Source organism: Vibrio sp. STUT-A16, from assembly GCF_026000495.1.
GTDB classification, from domain to species: Bacteria; Pseudomonadota; Gammaproteobacteria; order Enterobacterales; family Vibrionaceae; genus Vibrio; species Vibrio diabolicus.
This window is the reverse complement of sequence record NZ_AP026765.1, coordinates 703,635-720,323: the sequence shown is the minus strand read 5'-3', so window position 1 is coordinate 720,323 and position 16,689 is coordinate 703,635. Positions and strand designations below refer to the sequence as shown.

Below are 16,689 nucleotides of genomic sequence, written 5' to 3'. Positions count from 1 at the left end.
AATCGACGACTAACCCGAAGCGTAAAGAAAGTCCCTTTACACCCAACCCTCTTTTCAAGCATTTTTATCGGTGTATGTATATGAAATTGGCGAATTATGCACGATAGGTAGCCCTACTGCCGACCCGATACATCCTAAAACACTTAGTAGGATAAGTGCGTTATTTTCTCTCTAATGCCCTTGACGATCAAACTGTTTAGCCCCAAAATAACTGTATATGTGTACAGCTATCTTTATTATGAAAGTTATCCCTATCTTAGCAAGCGCTGGTATTACAGGCTTTGAAAGCCCTGCTGCTGAATACAGACAACTGGGAATGAGCCTTGATGAACTGCTAGTTGAGCATCCAAGTGCTACATTCATCGGACAAGCAATGGGGGAATCTATGCAAGAGATTGGCATTTTTGATGGTGACTTGTTGATTGTAGATCGTCACGTTGCCGTCCAAAACCTTGATGTAATCGTGGCCAATTATAATGGTGAGTTCGTTTGTAAAATGCTAGATATAACACGTCGATCACTCTTATCTGCAAATAAAGCAATGATGCCTATCTGTATTCATGCTCAAGATACATTTTCGATTGAAGGTGTAGTGATTCGATCTATCCGTTGTCACCGCCCAAGCTATTTACTCTCATCTCGTAGAAAATAATGTTTGCCCTAGTTGATGCTAATTCCTTTTATTGTAGTACTGAACAAGTTTTTAGACCCGAGTGGAGAGGTAAGCCCGTAATCGTTCTGTCGAATAATGATGGCTGTGTCGTTGCAGCTAATCGTCAAGCTAAAGAAGCAGGTATAGCAAAGTTTAAACCTTACTTTGAAGTCAAAGCATTGTGTGAGTTGAAAGGTGTAATTGCTCTATCATCTAATTATGAACTTTACGCAGATTTGTCGTCCAAAATGATGGATGTTATCGGGCGGTTTGCGCCTGAGCAATATTTATACTCCATTGATGAATCATTTCTTTCCTTTCATCGCTGCTTTCCTGCCATTAAAGACTTACGAGAACATGGCTCTTTAATCCGACGAGCCGTTTGGAAAGAGTGTCGATTACCAGTATGTATAGGTATGGGAACAACGCTAACCCTCGCCAAAATTGCCAATCATGCAGCTAAAAAAATTCAAGGCTGTAAGGGCGTTTGCGTTATCGACAATGAACATCAGCGTACCTCTATATTAAAGCAGCTAGAAGTTGGTGATGTATGGGGAGTGGGCAAAAAAATATCAACACGATTAAAACATATGGGGATTAACTCAGCTTATGATTTGTCTCAGTATGCCCCAGAACAAGCACGTCGGGAATTTTCAGTAGAAATTGAAAGAACCGTTCGTGAATTAAATGGTGTCGCTTGCAAGGGCTGGGACACAGCTAGAGCTGATAAAAAGCAGATTTACTCAACTCGTAGTGTTGGAACAAGAATCACCGACCTTGAACTACTGAAGCAAGCACTAAGTAAACACGCCGCTATAGCAGCACATAAAGCACGAAATCAAAAGTCTCTGTGTAAAGCTATGCTCTGTTTTGCTTCCAGCTCCCCATTTGATGATAAACCTCAGAGCTTCCGTATAGTTCATCATTTTGCATATCCAACTGCTGACTCAATGCAGTTGGTCAAAGTTGCTACGAAGGCAGCAACACAATTGTTCAAACCAGGTGTACGTTATTACAAAATTGGCATCGGTTTGATCGATCTAGTTAATGGGCAGCACGAACAATTAGATCTGTTAAATCAAACCCCGAGTAATGATAAGTTAATGAAAGTGTTTGATAGTCTTAATAATCGGTATGGCACTGATACGCTTTTTGTTGGTTCCCAAGGCATAGAGCAGAAATGGAGCATGCGGAGAGAAATGCTTACTCCGCAATACACAACCAACTGGCTAGATATACCTAAAGTAAGGTGTTAACAGTTCAACTCTCAACAAAGGTGTATTTTCTGTGAGCTGCGTTAGTACACCTTTGGACGTGCGACGTGAAGTCGTATGAAGCGCTGTTCACCGCTCAACGAGTGAACCATCTGTATCACCAGATGAACCTAGGAGCCTGAATAAAGCAGCGGCTCTGACAATGTAACGAAGATTGGTCATATACCGATCGGGATTGAAATCGTGAGAGAACGATCCTCCTGATAACCACGGAATCGGGTAAGTGCTAGGTAGTCAGTATGATGAACATACGTGAATCCGTGTAAGGTGCGTCATGTGATGAAACAGCGGAAGTGGTTAATACGCTGTAGCCAAAAGGCAATGAGAGCAGGAAAGAGGTTGTCCAGTACTCTTTCGTGATCAATAAAGCTCTCCGCACCATAGCGGGCATCTACCCTGACATTGCGCAACATACGGAACACGGTAAGCCTGTATTACTCCCTATGGGAAAGCCTCTGTGGCCGATAGTAATGCAGGTAGAGGATGTTGGAAAAAGCGAAGGCTGCATTGTAACGATGCAGATACAGATTCATATCTGATCACGAAAGTGAGCCGACTTCCGACTGGTCTTCCGTTGCAAGAGAATTTGAAGAACTTTATTCAAGGAGAAACGCAAATGATAATTTCAAAAGAGATTAGTGCCTCTCCTGACAGTGCTCAATGGCAATCCATAAACTGGAAAGCTGTAGAAGCGCGTGTATTAAAGCTTCAGATGCGTATTGCAAAGGCAACGAGAGATGGTAAACACGGCAAAGCGAAAGCATTGCAGTGGATACTGACTCACTCGCGTTCGGCAAAACTTCTTGCTGTTAAGCGAGTATCACAAAACAAAGGCAGTAAAACGCCTGGAATAGACGGCGTCATCTGGAACACGGATTCGCGCCGCATGAAAGCAGTCAATCAATTGAGCAGAAAAGCTTATCAAGCCAAACCGCTCAAGCGTATCTACATCCCCAAGAAAAACGGCAAACTCAGACCACTGGGTATCCCGTGTATGTTCGATAGAGCGCAGCAAGCGCTTCATCTTCTTGCACTCGAGCCAGTATCAGAAACACTTGCCGACCCTAACAGCTATGGATTCAGACCAAACCGCAGCACTGCCGATGCAATCGCACAGTGCTTCAAGTGTCTGGCACTAAAGAAGTCAGCTCAGTGGGTACTTGAGGGAGATATCAAAGCCTGTTTCGACAAGATCGGGCATCAATGGCTTATGAATAACATTGCCGTAGATAAACGTATGTTAGAACAATGGCTAAAATCTGGCTTTATGGACAAAGGGTTGTTTTATCGCACTGACGAGGGGACACCTCAAGGCGGGGTCATATCCCCAACCTTGATGCTGGTGACTCTTGCAGGGCTTGAGCAGCGAATAAAGTCTGCCGCACTCAAAAAGGGTGCAAGAGCCAACTTTATTGGATACGCCGACGATTTCGTCGTCACCTGTGCTTCAAAGGAAGTGCTGGAGAACGATATCAAACCGTTGATTGCCGAGTTCTTAGCAGAAAGAGGCTTAACACTATCCGAAGAGAAAACGCATATTACCCACATCAGTAATGGTTTTGACTTCCTAGGTTTTAACCATAGAAAGTACAAAGGGAAATTGCTCATTAAACCGAGCAAATCCAACACGCTACTGTTCTTGAGTAACTTGCGTGAACTCATCAAAAAGCACGCAACCATCCCTGTTAACGATCTAATCAAGTTGATAAATCCGAAACTTAGGGGCTGGTCGAATTACTATCGAAACTGCGTTGCTAAACAGGTATTCGGATATGTAGGTCATAAGCTATTCCATGCGTTATGGCACTGGGCTAAAAGGCGTCATCCAACAAAGTCTACAAATTGGATCACCCACAAATACTTCCTCAATCGGAAAGGCCAATGGCAATTTCACGGTTGGCAGAAGATCATGGATATGGATTGCCAATTCAATCTCTTCCAAATAGCCAAAGTGCCTATAGAGAGACATGTGAAAATCCGAAGTGCGGTAACACCATTTGACCCTCAATACCGAGATTACTTGGCAAAGAGAAAGTCCAAAAGGCAAACTCGCAACTCTTGGCACGTTCCTGCTCTAACTGCTTTATAAGTTGCTGGGTATCATACGATGCCTTTGTGGAGGCTTGAGCCGTATGCAGTGAAAGTTGCACGTACGGTTCTTAGGGGGACGACACTTGGTAACAAGTGTCGTCTACCCGACAAAAGCGCGTTAGAGTATGGGTTCTAACGTGCGAGGTTGGGATTAGAAAAAGTATCTTGAAATCTTAAACGTTGTTAGGTCACGACACTATCTTTCCTTTGAGGACATCAATACTTATAAGAATATCTAATTACCTTTAGCTTCAACTAAAGAAATACATGCTTGATTCAATTTATGTAATTTTTCCAACTCTTTATTATTTATATCTCCTCGTTCAAACAATGAATCAATTTCGCTTTTTCGACCATATGTACCTCTAACTATATCGAACTTAATTAATTCATTTTGAATTTCCTCACAAGCATTACTTTCTATCGAAATTCCACACTTATTTAAAACATTCTCAATAGCTCGACTAGAACCAGACAAGCTGTATTTAAAGTGAGAATTTGGGGAACCATACCAAGAAGATAGGTCTAATGTAACTGAAGAACTACTCATTAATTTTTTTATATTATTTTTTTCCGACTCTGCAATGTGTATAAATTTAGAACCCCATTTTTGAGTCATATATATTAACTCAGTTGACTCGTCCCACTTTATTTTCCTGTTAGCCGAGGAATACCCATCCTTTGTAGAGTCATCTGTCATATTTGGTACATGAGTAAATCCAAAATTGACCCACATTGAGCCTGCTGTATTACAACCCACACTAACCCATGACTTTGCATTAGTGTATGGTGAAGCCAAAGGCTTCATACTTTTAACACTTTCAGAATAAGCATAATATATGTGGTTATTAGCCATTGGATCTGTGTCGCTAGATGTTGTCCATCCAGCCAGTAAATCAAATGCAGGAGCCAGTGACAGTAAAATTAATAACTTTTTATTCATTTATCGACTCTCAGTTCTTATTTTGATGGCTAGCACAACGGAATTAAAATCATAAGGTATATTGTAGGAACTAAACAGCTCTTCGTGACTACCTGAACCAACTTGAAACTCATTTAGAAAAAAATTCCTTTTTTCGCTTCTTTTCCCAGAGCTTCTTCAAATAGTGTCCTAAGCAATATATCACCTTATGCTGATAATGTAGCACCGCTTGGCTATACTTGAGCGAAGCGAAACTGCCAAACGTTGAGAATCACTCTCAAATGCTTTGTATGCTGGCTTACTAAACAAGCCAACTTGATCCTTCATTGTAATTCAGGAACGGACTGTTGCCCTGTTTTTGATACGAGTCACACACAGCGTCCAAGATGGACTTAGTTAAGTGGTAAAAAAAACCTGTTGTGTAGACCAGTTCCCAACGATTTTCAAACGAAATTCCATCAATAGGTGACATGTCGGTCACTTTAGATACTTCCTGATAGTATGCTGCTTTGGTGAGCTTAACATCGATATCTACACCATTACCTGGGTTACGAAACTCATGCGCCAGCTTGTTTCTATATTTCCAAATCAAATTCCCATGTGTAAATACCGACGGATTGGGAACCCCCTTTTTAATAGGTTCTCCGTTAATATCTTTTGGCCATATTTCCAGAATTTCTGCTAATGTGGGATCTCTATCAATACTTATGTTCTGTTTGAATAACCTTTGAGTTTTTGGAAAACGCTCTAAGTGCATACCTTGCACACATTTGTGAAAATCTTGAAACTCGATTGGTACTGACTTTAAACTATTTAAAGTAGCTAAGAGCTGTAAAAGGCTTACATGATCACTATATTCAAATTCTGAAAAGCACTTTATCGTCTCTCTGAAACGCTCACCATTTTTCATCTTAGTATCAGGAAATGCAGCTACTGATAGCGAATCGAGAATTGAACACAACAATAGCTTCGCAGGTACACCTTGATACCTTCGATTACGCTTTGCTAGCGCAGCTGCAATCATTGTTCTGTTGTATAGCTTAAAACGATTTATTTTTTCGTGCGTTGTTTCCAATTATAAACTCCTGACAGTGGTAAGCCCTCCACTTTCATAGACACTATGCTGATTAGAGGAAGCAGGTCAAACCACCTCACTATTATTTGTGAGGTAGAAGGTTACTGGCAAGGAATGGGGCAGAAGTTTGTCGCGGTTAGAGAGAAAACAACTACTAAGAAAAACTTATGAGTTGAAAAGCAACTGAGAAGGATTTCTTCCTATTTGCCAGCAAGGAATCGGGTAAAACCGATTTAGGGCAACCTGTCCGATCTAGTCATATCGAGGTAATGAAACTGACAGGTTGCATTCAGACTAATTCACCTGAAAGCTAACAAACAAGTTTGTTAGCCTTTCTACGTGTCTTCTACGTTTGTTTAAGCTGTCCTTGCAGGTTCAGTATTTCTTTTCTTAAACGTTTAATAGCAAGTTCACTCTCTCCTTGTTCCGCTATTTGCTTTAACAGTTCATCTCTACTGGCAGTAACATCAACTAACTTCTTATTTAAATCTTCATTTTCTCTTTCAAGCTTTGCTACTTTAGTTTTAAGAACTGCTTCAGACTGTATCAATACAGCATTAGTATAGTAATCAAGGACTTCTCGACCAAACTCCTTTTTGGCTTTCTTAGCTTTACCCAACTCAGCTTTTAGCTCTTCTTTCGTAGGCTGACGAGCTTTCGAGTTGAGTACATAGCTAGATAACTCAAAATGTGCTTTAAGCTTTGCATTCCAGGCATTAATACTGCTAAAAAGAAATAGGCAGTTTTCCTTAGACATATGTGAGTGGTTAAGGTTAGCTCTACCCAGCTTTTCCCCCGCTATCCTTGCTACCTCGCTCTTGTTTATCGTGCGTTCTCGAACCTTCAAAAGTGAAGTGGCATTATTGATGCGAACTTTTGCTTTCTCATACTCATCTTCACACACGCGATAAATAACTTGCTGTAATTCAGAGAGTTCATAGTAAGCGCTTGGGTATTCTTTTTTCTTTTTGGATAAGCCGACTAGCTTCATTTCGCCACCTCCAGCTCATTTAATTGTGACCTTAGAGCATCAATTGTTTTGATTATGCGTTGCGACTCTTGTCTTTGCCTGCATTTGTTAGAGTTAACAAGTGACATTAAATTAGTAGGTTTTTTTGACGACTCAAGCAGGTTCATATGAATTGTCTGAAGCTGCTCCAAAGTCGTTAGGTGAGAGTCCGATTTCACTGCAACATTCGAGCAACCAAGGCAAAGGTTACTTTCACCACGTTCAACTTTTGCAACCCCCGAAAAATCACGGCATTTAGCCAATGGTACTCTGTCTTTAAATAGCATACAGAATCCGTAAGAGTGGGGAACCAATCTTACCAACCCATCCTCATCACTAGAGATCCAGTCATAGATTTTCTCGTCCAGCTCATCCATAGTAACCCAACTCATTGTGGAGAGTTTTTTACGCACATACTCTACAGAAGCACCAGTGAACTGTGTATGGTTTATATCTCCTGCAATTTTCTTAATCAACTCATGAGTATATGCTCGCTCAGCAATACTCTGCACCTGTGGGCTAACTTTATTACGTATGTAGTTATCAACATAATTCATAACATCCTTAGATGAATGAGCAAAACAGCGTCTAATTGCCCGATAAACATCACCATCAAACCGCCTAAGTAAGAAATCAACAAACGTGTGGCGAAAAGCATGCACTGAAATATTTTCATCAAGATCTCGAATCTCTTTTTCTGTCTCAGGAGATAAGCTTTTTAAGGTTTTTTCATAGATATCATTAATGAATCGATTTAAAGTACCATTTCGTGCTTCTTTTTTTACTTGAGAGTCAGGCACACCCAACCAAGCCGCTTTTAAATCATTAACAAGTTTGTCTGGTTGAGTATGGTAACGCCTCGCTGCATATGTCGCTGCGTTATAGAAAATGGAGCAATATCCTTCCTTTATGACTCCATTCACCTTGTATTTTAATGGCTGAGTTTTATCTATGTAGCTAAGTTCTAAAAGTGAATCTACCGCTATGGATACGGCATCTCCAGTGGAGCGGGTGACAGGCAACCCTTGATGGGTTTTATCGATTCTCGTGGTTAAATAAACAACGCCACTTTCCTCTTTAATCGCATTGTTGGCTTTTATATTAGCTAGTTCGTGTACTCGAATACCAGTGAGAATAGCAATAACGGTCAATGAGCAATTGTGGTAATGCCTAACCTTTTCAGAGAGAACTGCTTGCGATGGTACTACTACTTGTACAATAGAGATAAAACTTGGCAAAGAAAGCTTATCTGTAAGTCTTGCATTCACCTTATCAAACCACCTATAGAAGTTTGGAGTCATATTTCTAAGTCGAGATAAAATTGAAGGAGCATTTGAACTTTTTACATACTCCATTGCTTCAAAATCATCATGACCATGCTCAACAATGAGAGCAGCAGCCCCTGCTAACTTTTTATTAGCGTTAATCCACCAGTTGCATCCACCCTCCCCCCTACAAACATCAAAGTATGCTTGTATGACTTTATGCTCAATACTTTCAAGTTGTTCAATAGAATAGTTAAGCATCAACATTGCCGTGGAAAGCGATACTGTTTCAAGACTGCCTCCGTAAAGCCACTCCAATACGTCTACATCTGGGTATTTGTCACTGATGTACTCTGATGCGACCTTAGATAACTTTGACCTGCTGAGTGTTGCTGTCGTAGCCCAAACGCAACTACCATCAATAGCTAACTTAGAAAAGTCATTCAAGAATTTCATGAGCGTGATTATTGATTGGTGAGCATAAATCTCTTGCCCATTTTCGGGTCTCTTATCTATGAGAAAATACAAATACCCAACAACATGCTCAAAGTTAAATTCATCCAGAATGTGGACAATATTATGAGCATTCAAATACTCACAAAAATACTCGAGCCGCTCAAATACATAGAGCCTCTCCGCACTCAATACACCTGCTTCTAGGTATCCGCCAAGCGCTTGAACAATCGCATACCGAAGAACCACTTTTGATTCTGAAGATAACTGTGTACCAGAAAAGCTAACATCTAGGTGACTGTCACCGACAATAAATTCAGTATCATATAAATTGTTCAGCCTTTCTGACGAAGCCTCTCCCTTTTTCTGAGAGTCTAAAATATCTCGAATAGTATGATTAAGTACTACAGCCATCTATAACTTCCTCTCATATAATCGGTGCAAAAACAGGTAACTCATAGTCACGAAGTATTTCATCAGCTTCCCTATGAAGCGTACCTTCAAACTCTTCAATAATCGAAGCCAGGACAACTCGGAGAGCCTCTGCCTTAATAACTTTATCGGAGAGCGTTTCACCGATAGATACTTGATCGATAATTAGCTTCGGTAAACTTTTATCAATATGATCTATATGAAGTTTCAAGAACGCTAAAACCAGTGGGTGCTTCACAAATAAAAGGGAACTTTCGTGCTCTACACCTAAAAACTCTGTGATATCACACCCTGTTTTATTGATAAATTCAGGTAACTCCATAGCTGTTAACTTTTCAGATTCTGAGCTTAAATCAAACATCTCTTTGACTTCTGACAGTGAAAGAACCCTTGCTTTTCCTTTAAGCAACCTAGCTTCTTCAACCATCCTATTAGCAACTTGTTGCCCGACTTTGTGATCAGCTTCCAGCATTACTGGACTATGATTTCGAGCTTCATACACATTGATATCAGTCTTAAGAGTATGAGACCTTTGATCTGCCTCCATTTGTTCTGTAACACCATCATTAGCCTCAAAACTTGTGTCACTAACCTCTTTACCAACCAAATGATAATCAAATTGCATAACTTTTTGAGTTGTTGAAATTGCCGTGAGACCTAAGTGTAGATTTTTCTTTCGTTTACCCTGAGAGGCTGCTTTGAACTCCTTCTTAGCTGTAACCCAAGTTTGAATAAAGTGCGCCGTTTCCTCAGAAAAACATGCGGGAAAGTTAGTCACTGCATTCTCAAATTGCTTTGTTAAGTTATATATTGATTTGCCGAAAGTTTTTGTCTGTGAGGCTTTTGAAATCGGAGTGGCTGTTATTGACAGGTTCTCTGCGGAGTAATACTTGCAGAGTTTGTTGTAAAACTGAGAAAAAACCTCAAACTCAAACTTATTCTTCGTACGAGTGAATATATAAACATGACCTCGATTTGTGTTCGGATTTGAGCCGCCACGGTTTTTATTCTCTTCAACCTGTACGCTTCCTCCTTTACCAGAGCTTAAGTTTACCGAGATACAGCTTGGTGTTAATCGTCTCAACATTGAGTCTGAAAATTGATATTTAGCAAGTATTAACCTACATACAATCAACTCTAGATCTGTGAAAGAGGCATCATACCGTGGCAGTAACAACCCTGTACTTAATGGCACAGTGATTGAACCTTTCCCTAGTACTTTAGCGTGACCATTGAAGCATTTCTTCCCTTTAGAAAACCAATAACTATAGAACCTCAACGGTGTTTCATTATCTTCTACATAAACTAGTTTTTCTGGCGAAGAGTGCAATGCTAGTAGCCTTTCATTACCATCTATATAGCAACGAGATAAAGTTGTTAGCAACTTCCTTTGCAACTTGGACGGGTATGAGCTGAAGCCATTATTCCCCGTATATGCCTCAATAATTTGATGATACAAATCCATATCATGGCGATATTCGGATTGAATAAGTGAATCTAACTCATTCGATATCTCCCATGCTTCACGAAGAAAACCATTAAAACCAGACCACAACTGTTTCTCTGCTTGATTCGAGTTATGTCTACCCAATAATTTTTGACCAAGCGTGTCACGAGGCTTTGTCTCTACATTAACTGTACGTGGCAACTCTTTCAGTGCATTTTTTATCTCTATTGAATATGCAACACCGTGAACCTCGTGCGACTTAAGAGCTTTATTTAAAAGCCCGACAATCAAGTTAAAGCTTCCCACAGCTACACCGTTCTTTTTCAGCAATATGAATAACGACTTAATAAACCCTCGGTCATTAATCCTGTCTATATCATTCTCAATTGCTAAAAACAGTGTTTTCAAACCTCTAGATAATCGATTTTTCGAGTTTAAAGACTGCTCTCTGACAGACTTAGAACTCAAATATGCAAACAAGCAATCCAATATTGGAGACTGAATTGAAGTGGGCTTAAAGCACTCAAACACTCGACCGTTAACATTTCTTTCACTAGCGATAGCGTAGAAGCAAATTCGCTCAGGAGTAAACACTTCATCCACTTTACCACTCAAAAAGTCCTCGTGGCTTACTAGATAAGAACGAGCTATCGTACTTTCAAATGAAAACTCACTCATGATCTAGCTTCTCCCTACTTGGTCTTTATCTGACATTTCAACTGCATAGCTTTTAAGACTTTCATCTTCTGTTAGGACTGCTGCAAGATAAATATATGAAGCTAACGTTGTAGAAAAGTTAGAATGCCCCATCAGTTCTTTAAGAGAGATTTGATCTAAACGCTTCCCTTCTTTACGTTGCTGAATAACATGGTTTGTTGCAAAACAGTGCCGTGTTGAATACAGATCTCTCTTTTTCCACAATTCAATTTCCGTGATGTCTAACATTCCTTTGGAAATGTATGCGTTAACCATTTTTCTCCATTGCTGATCATTAAAACAGCTAGAAGACTTCAAAGGCTTGCCACTTAATGATGTAAAAATTGATCCTGAAAATTTGATTTGCTGTTTATCTTCCCAAAGGGGAATTGTTACATACAAAAATTCTTTCAACGGGGCATAGACTTGTGGTGGTATGATGATTTTGCGCAATTTACCTGCACCTCTTCCTTTACCAGTAACGATCAACTCTGTACTAGCATTGAACGGTGCATCTTTGTCTATTACTTTTAACAAGCGCTTGATTGTAAAATTGTGAAACTTGATCAGTTCATGTGGTCTTATGCCAGAGTAGTAGCATAGTAAGAGAATAAGACGATCTCTCTCATGGAGAAATGGATTGATTGTTGTCAAGTAGTTCAATAACGTATTAAACTCATCCTCATCATAGTAAAGATCGTGGATAGCCTTATCCAACCCGATAGTTGCGGTTTGCTTTTGAGTATATTTATCATAAAGATAAGAAAAGCTTGGATTAAATGATGACAGTCCATAGTCATAGCAAAACTGGTAGAATTCACGAATAACGTGGATATGCTGAGTAATAGAAGAATTTTCTAGCGGTATACCTTTCGAGAATTTTACATCACCTCTAGCTAGGAGACTCAAATACCCAGACACATAGCTATCATTTACTTCTAAGTGAGCAGTGCTTGCTTTAACATACCTATTTTTTTCTGGATTCTCACGATCATCTTCCAAAAACATCCAGTCATTATAGTCAGTAAGTACCTGTGATAGATAGGTTTTCAACATCTGAGCTTTATTTCTCAAAGCATCGGTCTTTACTCTTTTCCCTTTGTATGCGAGATAAGCATTAGCAGACACTAGTGGTGTACCCTCAAGGCAAAGCACATAAGCATCTTGGGTTAAAGTTACATCAAACTCGTAATTGCTAACCTTAATCGACTCCAACATAAATAATCTCTATTTATTTCCGTTAGTTTAAGGTTAACATCTTATTTACATCAAACAAACATAATCTCTATTTTTTTCTGTTAGTTTCATAGAAACAGAATGGAAAGCTATAAAGTGAAAATATAACTAACAGAAATTAATCAGTAGTATTATTGGTGATTAAAACCGTTCACGAGCATTGCTGCGACGGTTGGAATCGTATATTTCCAAAACTGTCTATAAATTGAGTTTTGCATGACTGCCACCAGTAGTTAGCAAAGCTAACCATTTAATTAGCAAGACTAACTAAATGGTTAAATTAAATAAAAGAAAAATGAAACACCAAAGGCTAATGCGTACAGCGGAGGCCTTTGGTTTAATTTAAAATGACTTATTGCTCAATGCTTTATTCAGTAAAGCTTGTAACTGCTCAGCTTCTTGCTGATTTAATTGTTGCATCATTTGTTCAGAGATATCTTTGTAAACCACCTGCTCCAAAGACATTTTTTCTGCGACTTCTTCTGTCAGCAATACACGCTTAGCACGGGCATCCTCATTACATGCGATGCGTTTCACTAAACCCTTTTTTTCCAAACGAACAACCATTGTCGATGCGGAAGGCTTAGTCACTTGCAACTCTTCTGCAAGATCGGTTATTCGTACACCCTCAGGGTAAACCTGAATCACACGTAAATAATCGAACTCATTAAAGCTTAGATGTGATAACGGATCTTCTTTGGCATAAACACGCCAAGCTTTTGCGCAAAAACGCTCTAAATCAATCAAGCTTTCTTCTAGTGCCATAAAAGCCACCACCACTTAGTTAGCAAGGCTAACTATTTTAAATGAGTCACTCATCAAGTTCAATCATAAAAAAAGCCGCTCTCATCGAGCGGCTCTAAATCATTCCATTTCCTGCTTCTTAGCGGCCTTTAGCTTGGCTAATCTATCTTGCTGTAATTGATCGTAGATTTGTGCCAGTTCCAAGAAGGAATACCGGTGCTCAACATAATCATAAACGTTGAACGAAATCGCGAGCTTATAAAGTGAGATGGCACTTGCGATGTCACCTTCAAGCTGATTACGCTTTCCAAGGTAGAAATACGTTTCCGTTAATCGTTCAGCTAGGCGATAGTTCTCTCTCGTTCCATCCATAATGGCTTTAAGCGCGTCTTCGTCCGAGACGTCTCGCAGCATGATGGCAACAAGAACCCATCCCCACTCTTCACTACGATCTCGTAAATAACGCTGTTGAAGATTGGCTTTTGCTTGCTCTGGATTTTGCTCAGCTTCGATGATGTACAGCCATAATGAACGAAAAGGATCCGTTGGCATTTCTTGATAGTGCTTGGTCATATCTTCTAAAGCGAGATCGATTCGGCCACCATAATATAGTGCAATCGCACGGTTGCGCTCAGCATAGGTATTATCCGGAGCCAACTCTATGGTCGAGTCAAACGCTTCATAAGCCGCGTCAAACTCCCCCACTTGGGTGAAATACACCCCCAAAAGATTGAAGATATCCGGTTGAGCAGGATTCAACTGCAAAGACTGGTTAAAGTCCAAACGGGCAAGATCACGCAAACCAACGCTATCGTAGTAGCTACCGCGCTCATAATGCATTTTAGCGCGTACTTCATCACTGAGATCAGGACGTTGTAGCAACTGCGATAAACGCGCGATTTGTACTTCTTGTTGAACGCTAGGCTGAAGTGGCACCGCCATCGGTGGATATAGCCACTTTTGTGCTGATTGCTGAGAAGTATTTGCACAACCGGTCAGCGCGATAGCAACACATAAACTTGCGGTTTGAAACCATTTCACTAATTGATACTCCTGTTTGGACCGCTCAAAATTTATTTCTCTTAATGCAATATAGGCGATAACCTCGTTTGAGGTTAATGCGTCGAAATAAACCAAAAAAAGGGGAGCGAAAATGCTCCCCTTTTATAACATGCTTTCAGGCCCTTAATCTAATAAAAGGCTGAAAGTCTCATTTTGTCTTACTCGTCTTTCGCAGCTGGTGCTTCAGCAGCAGCTTCTTCAGCTGGCTTTTCTACCGCTTCTTTCATGCTTAGACGTACACGGCCTTGGCGGTCGATTTCAAGAACTTTAACTTGAACTTCTTGGCCTTCAGCTAGGTAGTCAGACACTTTCTCAACACGTTTTTCGGCGATTTGAGAAATGTGTACCAGACCATCTTTGCCTGGAAGAACCGTTACGAATGCACCGAAATCAGCTAGACGTGCAACTTTACCCGTGTAGATACGGCCAACTTCAACTTCAGCAGTGATCTCTTCGATACGGCGGATAGCTTCTTTCGCAGCAGTGCCTTCAGTTGCAGCAATCTTGATAGTACCGTCGTCTTCGATTTCGATAGTTGTACCAGTCTCTTCAGTTAGAGCACGGATAACTGCACCACCTTTACCGATAACGTCTTTGATCTTCTCTGCGCTGATCTTCATCGTGTGAATACGAGGAGCAAATTCAGAGATGTCTTCACGGGCACCAGAGATTGCTTCATCCATTACAGATAGGATGTGCTTACGTGCACCTTGAGCTTGGTTAAGCGCAATTTGCATGATTTCTTTAGTGATGCCTTCGATCTTGATGTCCATTTGAAGAGCAGTGATACCAGTGTTAGTACCTGCTACTTTAAAGTCCATATCGCCTAGATGGTCTTCGTCACCAAGGATGTCAGAAAGAACAACGAAGTCGTCGCCTTCTTTAACAAGGCCCATTGCGATACCCGCAACAGAAGACTTGATTGGCACACCTGCGTCCATAAGCGCAAGAGAAGTACCACATACAGAAGCCATTGAAGAAGAACCGTTAGATTCAGTGATTTCCGATACAACACGTACTGTGTATGGGAATTCATCAACAGAAGGCATTACTGCTGCGATACCGCGTTTAGCCAGTTTACCGTGACCGATTTCACGACGCTTAGGAGAACCTACAAAACCAGTCTCACCTACACAGTATGGAGGGAAGTTGTAGTGTAGTAGGAAGTGATCTTTACGCTCGCCTGTTAGCTCATCAATGATTTGAGCATCACGCTGAGTACCTAGAGTTGCCGTCACGATAGCCTGAGTTTCACCACGAGTGAATAGCGCGCTACCGTGAGTACGAGGAAGAACACCAGTACGAACATCTAGTGCACGAACCATGTCTTTTTCACGGCCATCGATACGAGGGTTACCCGCGATGATGCTACGACGTACAACTGTTTTCTCTAGATCATGGAAGATAGTGTGGATTTCTTTTGTATCCGCTTCAGGATCTTCAGCAAGAAGAACTTCATTTACTTCCGCAGCGATCTCATTGATACGGTCGTAACGAGCCATCTTCTCAGTGATTTTGTAAGCCTCAACAAGCTTCGCCTCTGCTAGCTCTGCAATCTTATCTTTAAGTGCTGTGTTTTCTTCAGGAGCAACCCAATCCCAAGCAGGAGTTGCTACTTCTGCTTTGAATTCGTTGATAGCTTTGATAGCAACTTGTTGTTGATCATGACCGTAAACAACCGCTGCTAGCATTTCTTCTTCAGTTAGGTTGTCCGCTTCTGATTCAACCATCAGTACGGCTGATTCTGTACCAGCAACAACAAGATCAAGCTTAGAAGTTTCTAGTTCAGTTTGGCTAGGGTTAAGTACAAGCTGACCATCGATATGACCAACACGCGCCGCACCGATAGGGCCGTTGAATGGAATGCCAGAGATAGCAAGAGCAGCAGAAGTACCGATCATTGTAACGATATCTGGCTGAACATCTGGGTTTACAGACATTACTGTCGCGATAACCTGAACTTCGTTTTTAAATGCGTCTGGGAATAGCGGACGGATTGGACGGTCGATTAGACGAGCGGTTAGCGTTTCGCCTTCAGAAGGACGACCTTCACGCTTGAAGAAGCCGCCTGGGATTTTACCCGCAGCGTAAGTACGCTCTTGGTAGTTAACCGTTAGTGGGAAGAAGTCTTGACCTGCAACGGCTTCTTTTTTACCTACAACAGATACGAATACAGACGTATCATCCATTGTGACCATAACTGCTGCTGTAGCTTGACGTGCAATAACGCCAGTTTCTAAAGTAACTGTGTGGTTACCGTACTGGAACGTTTTAACAACTGGTTTTTCGAACATTGTTATTCCTTGTTTCTAATCTTCCTTTAGTGCTTAA

Annotated in this window: 12 protein-coding genes; 3 read left to right on the top strand and 9 right to left on the bottom strand. The window is 40.8% G+C overall.

Features of this window, described 5'->3' with window-relative positions; all coding sequences use genetic code 11:
- The first annotated feature begins 238 nt into the window (after window positions 1–238).
- The 3 genes from OO778_RS03385 to ltrA all read left to right on the top strand — a co-directional run bounded on the left by OO778_RS03385 (window position 239) and on the right by ltrA (window position 4,015).
- Window positions 239–652, top strand: a complete 414-nt coding sequence (locus tag OO778_RS03385; protein ID WP_065274814.1) for a S24 family peptidase — start codon at window positions 239–241, stop codon at window positions 650–652.
- Window positions 652–1,908, top strand: a complete 1,257-nt coding sequence (locus tag OO778_RS03380) for a Y-family DNA polymerase (RefSeq protein WP_264910676.1) — start codon at window positions 652–654, stop codon at window positions 1,906–1,908. Before OO778_RS03385 ends, OO778_RS03380 begins: the two co-directional genes overlap by 1 nt.
- 634 nt (window positions 1,909–2,542) lie before the next feature.
- Window positions 2,543–4,015, top strand: a complete 1,473-nt coding sequence (gene ltrA, locus OO778_RS03375; RefSeq protein ID WP_025796032.1) for a group II intron reverse transcriptase/maturase — start codon at window positions 2,543–2,545, stop codon at window positions 4,013–4,015.
- A gap of 237 nt (window positions 4,016–4,252) precedes the next feature.
- Here ltrA and OO778_RS03370 read toward each other — a convergent pair whose 3' ends face one another.
- The 9 genes from OO778_RS03370 to pnp form a co-directional block, all read right to left on the bottom strand.
- Entirely contained in the window at window positions 4,253–4,960 is a 708-nt protein-coding gene (locus tag OO778_RS03370) for a hypothetical protein (protein WP_258470357.1), read from the bottom strand.
- A gap of 280 nt (window positions 4,961–5,240) precedes the next feature.
- Window positions 5,241–6,014 (bottom strand): hypothetical protein, encoded by a 774-nt coding sequence (locus tag OO778_RS03365; RefSeq protein ID WP_065274817.1) that lies wholly within the window; start codon window positions 6,012–6,014, stop codon window positions 5,241–5,243.
- Between the two features lie 346 nt (window positions 6,015–6,360).
- Window positions 6,361–7,005 carry a hypothetical protein gene (locus tag OO778_RS03360; RefSeq protein WP_065274818.1) on the bottom strand — a complete coding sequence of 215 codons (645 nt, stop codon included), beginning with the start codon at window positions 7,003–7,005 and terminating at the stop codon, window positions 6,361–6,363.
- Window positions 7,002–9,155, bottom strand: coding sequence for a hypothetical protein (locus tag OO778_RS03355; RefSeq protein WP_258470358.1), 2,154 nt, complete (start codon window positions 9,153–9,155; stop codon window positions 7,002–7,004). Before OO778_RS03355 ends, OO778_RS03360 begins: the two co-directional genes overlap by 4 nt.
- A 13-nt stretch (window positions 9,156–9,168) precedes the next feature.
- Window positions 9,169–11,298, bottom strand: a complete 2,130-nt coding sequence (locus tag OO778_RS03350) for a hypothetical protein (RefSeq protein WP_065274820.1) — start codon at window positions 11,296–11,298, stop codon at window positions 9,169–9,171.
- 3 nt (window positions 11,299–11,301) lie between these two features.
- Window positions 11,302–12,534 carry a site-specific integrase gene (locus OO778_RS03345; RefSeq protein ID WP_065274821.1) on the bottom strand — a complete coding sequence of 411 codons (1,233 nt, stop codon included), beginning with the start codon at window positions 12,532–12,534 and terminating at the stop codon, window positions 11,302–11,304.
- A 360-nt stretch (window positions 12,535–12,894) separates the two neighbouring features.
- Window positions 12,895–13,317: a MarR family transcriptional regulator gene (locus OO778_RS03340; RefSeq protein ID WP_005394653.1), complete on the bottom strand. Its 423-nt coding sequence runs from the start codon at window positions 13,315–13,317 to the stop codon at window positions 12,895–12,897.
- Between the two features lie 99 nt (window positions 13,318–13,416).
- Window positions 13,417–14,337 carry a lipoprotein NlpI gene (gene nlpI, locus OO778_RS03335; RefSeq protein WP_005394654.1) on the bottom strand — a complete coding sequence of 307 codons (921 nt, stop codon included), beginning with the start codon at window positions 14,335–14,337 and terminating at the stop codon, window positions 13,417–13,419.
- 179 nt (window positions 14,338–14,516) lie between these two features.
- The gene (gene pnp, locus OO778_RS03330) at window positions 14,517–16,652 is read right to left on the bottom strand and encodes a polyribonucleotide nucleotidyltransferase (RefSeq protein WP_005394655.1); all 2,136 of its coding nucleotides are present in this window, start codon (window positions 16,650–16,652) and stop codon (window positions 14,517–14,519) included.
- Window positions 16,653–16,689: the final 37 nt, after the last annotated feature.

Excerpts from the sequence above, each read along its gene's own strand:
- OO778_RS03385 (WP_065274814.1), top strand. The coding sequence starts at position 239 with ATGAAAGTTATCCCTATCTTAGCAAGCGCTGGTATTACAGGCTTTGAA.
- OO778_RS03380 (WP_264910676.1), top strand. The coding sequence starts at position 652 with ATGTTTGCCCTAGTTGATGCTAATTCCTTTTATTGTAGTACTGAACAA.
- ltrA (WP_025796032.1), top strand. The coding sequence starts at position 2,543 with ATGATAATTTCAAAAGAGATTAGTGCCTCTCCTGACAGTGCTCAATGG.
- OO778_RS03370 (WP_258470357.1), bottom strand. The coding sequence starts at position 4,960 with ATGAATAAAAAGTTATTAATTTTACTGTCACTGGCTCCTGCATTTGAT.
- OO778_RS03360 (WP_065274818.1), bottom strand. The coding sequence starts at position 7,005 with ATGAAGCTAGTCGGCTTATCCAAAAAGAAAAAAGAATACCCAAGCGCT.
- OO778_RS03355 (WP_258470358.1), bottom strand. The coding sequence starts at position 9,155 with ATGGCTGTAGTACTTAATCATACTATTCGAGATATTTTAGACTCTCAG.
- OO778_RS03350 (WP_065274820.1), bottom strand. The coding sequence starts at position 11,298 with ATGAGTGAGTTTTCATTTGAAAGTACGATAGCTCGTTCTTATCTAGTA.
- OO778_RS03345 (WP_065274821.1), bottom strand. The coding sequence starts at position 12,534 with ATGTTGGAGTCGATTAAGGTTAGCAATTACGAGTTTGATGTAACTTTA.
- OO778_RS03340 (WP_005394653.1), bottom strand. The coding sequence starts at position 13,317 with ATGGCACTAGAAGAAAGCTTGATTGATTTAGAGCGTTTTTGCGCAAAA.
- pnp (WP_005394655.1), bottom strand. The coding sequence starts at position 16,652 with ATGTTCGAAAAACCAGTTGTTAAAACGTTCCAGTACGGTAACCACACA.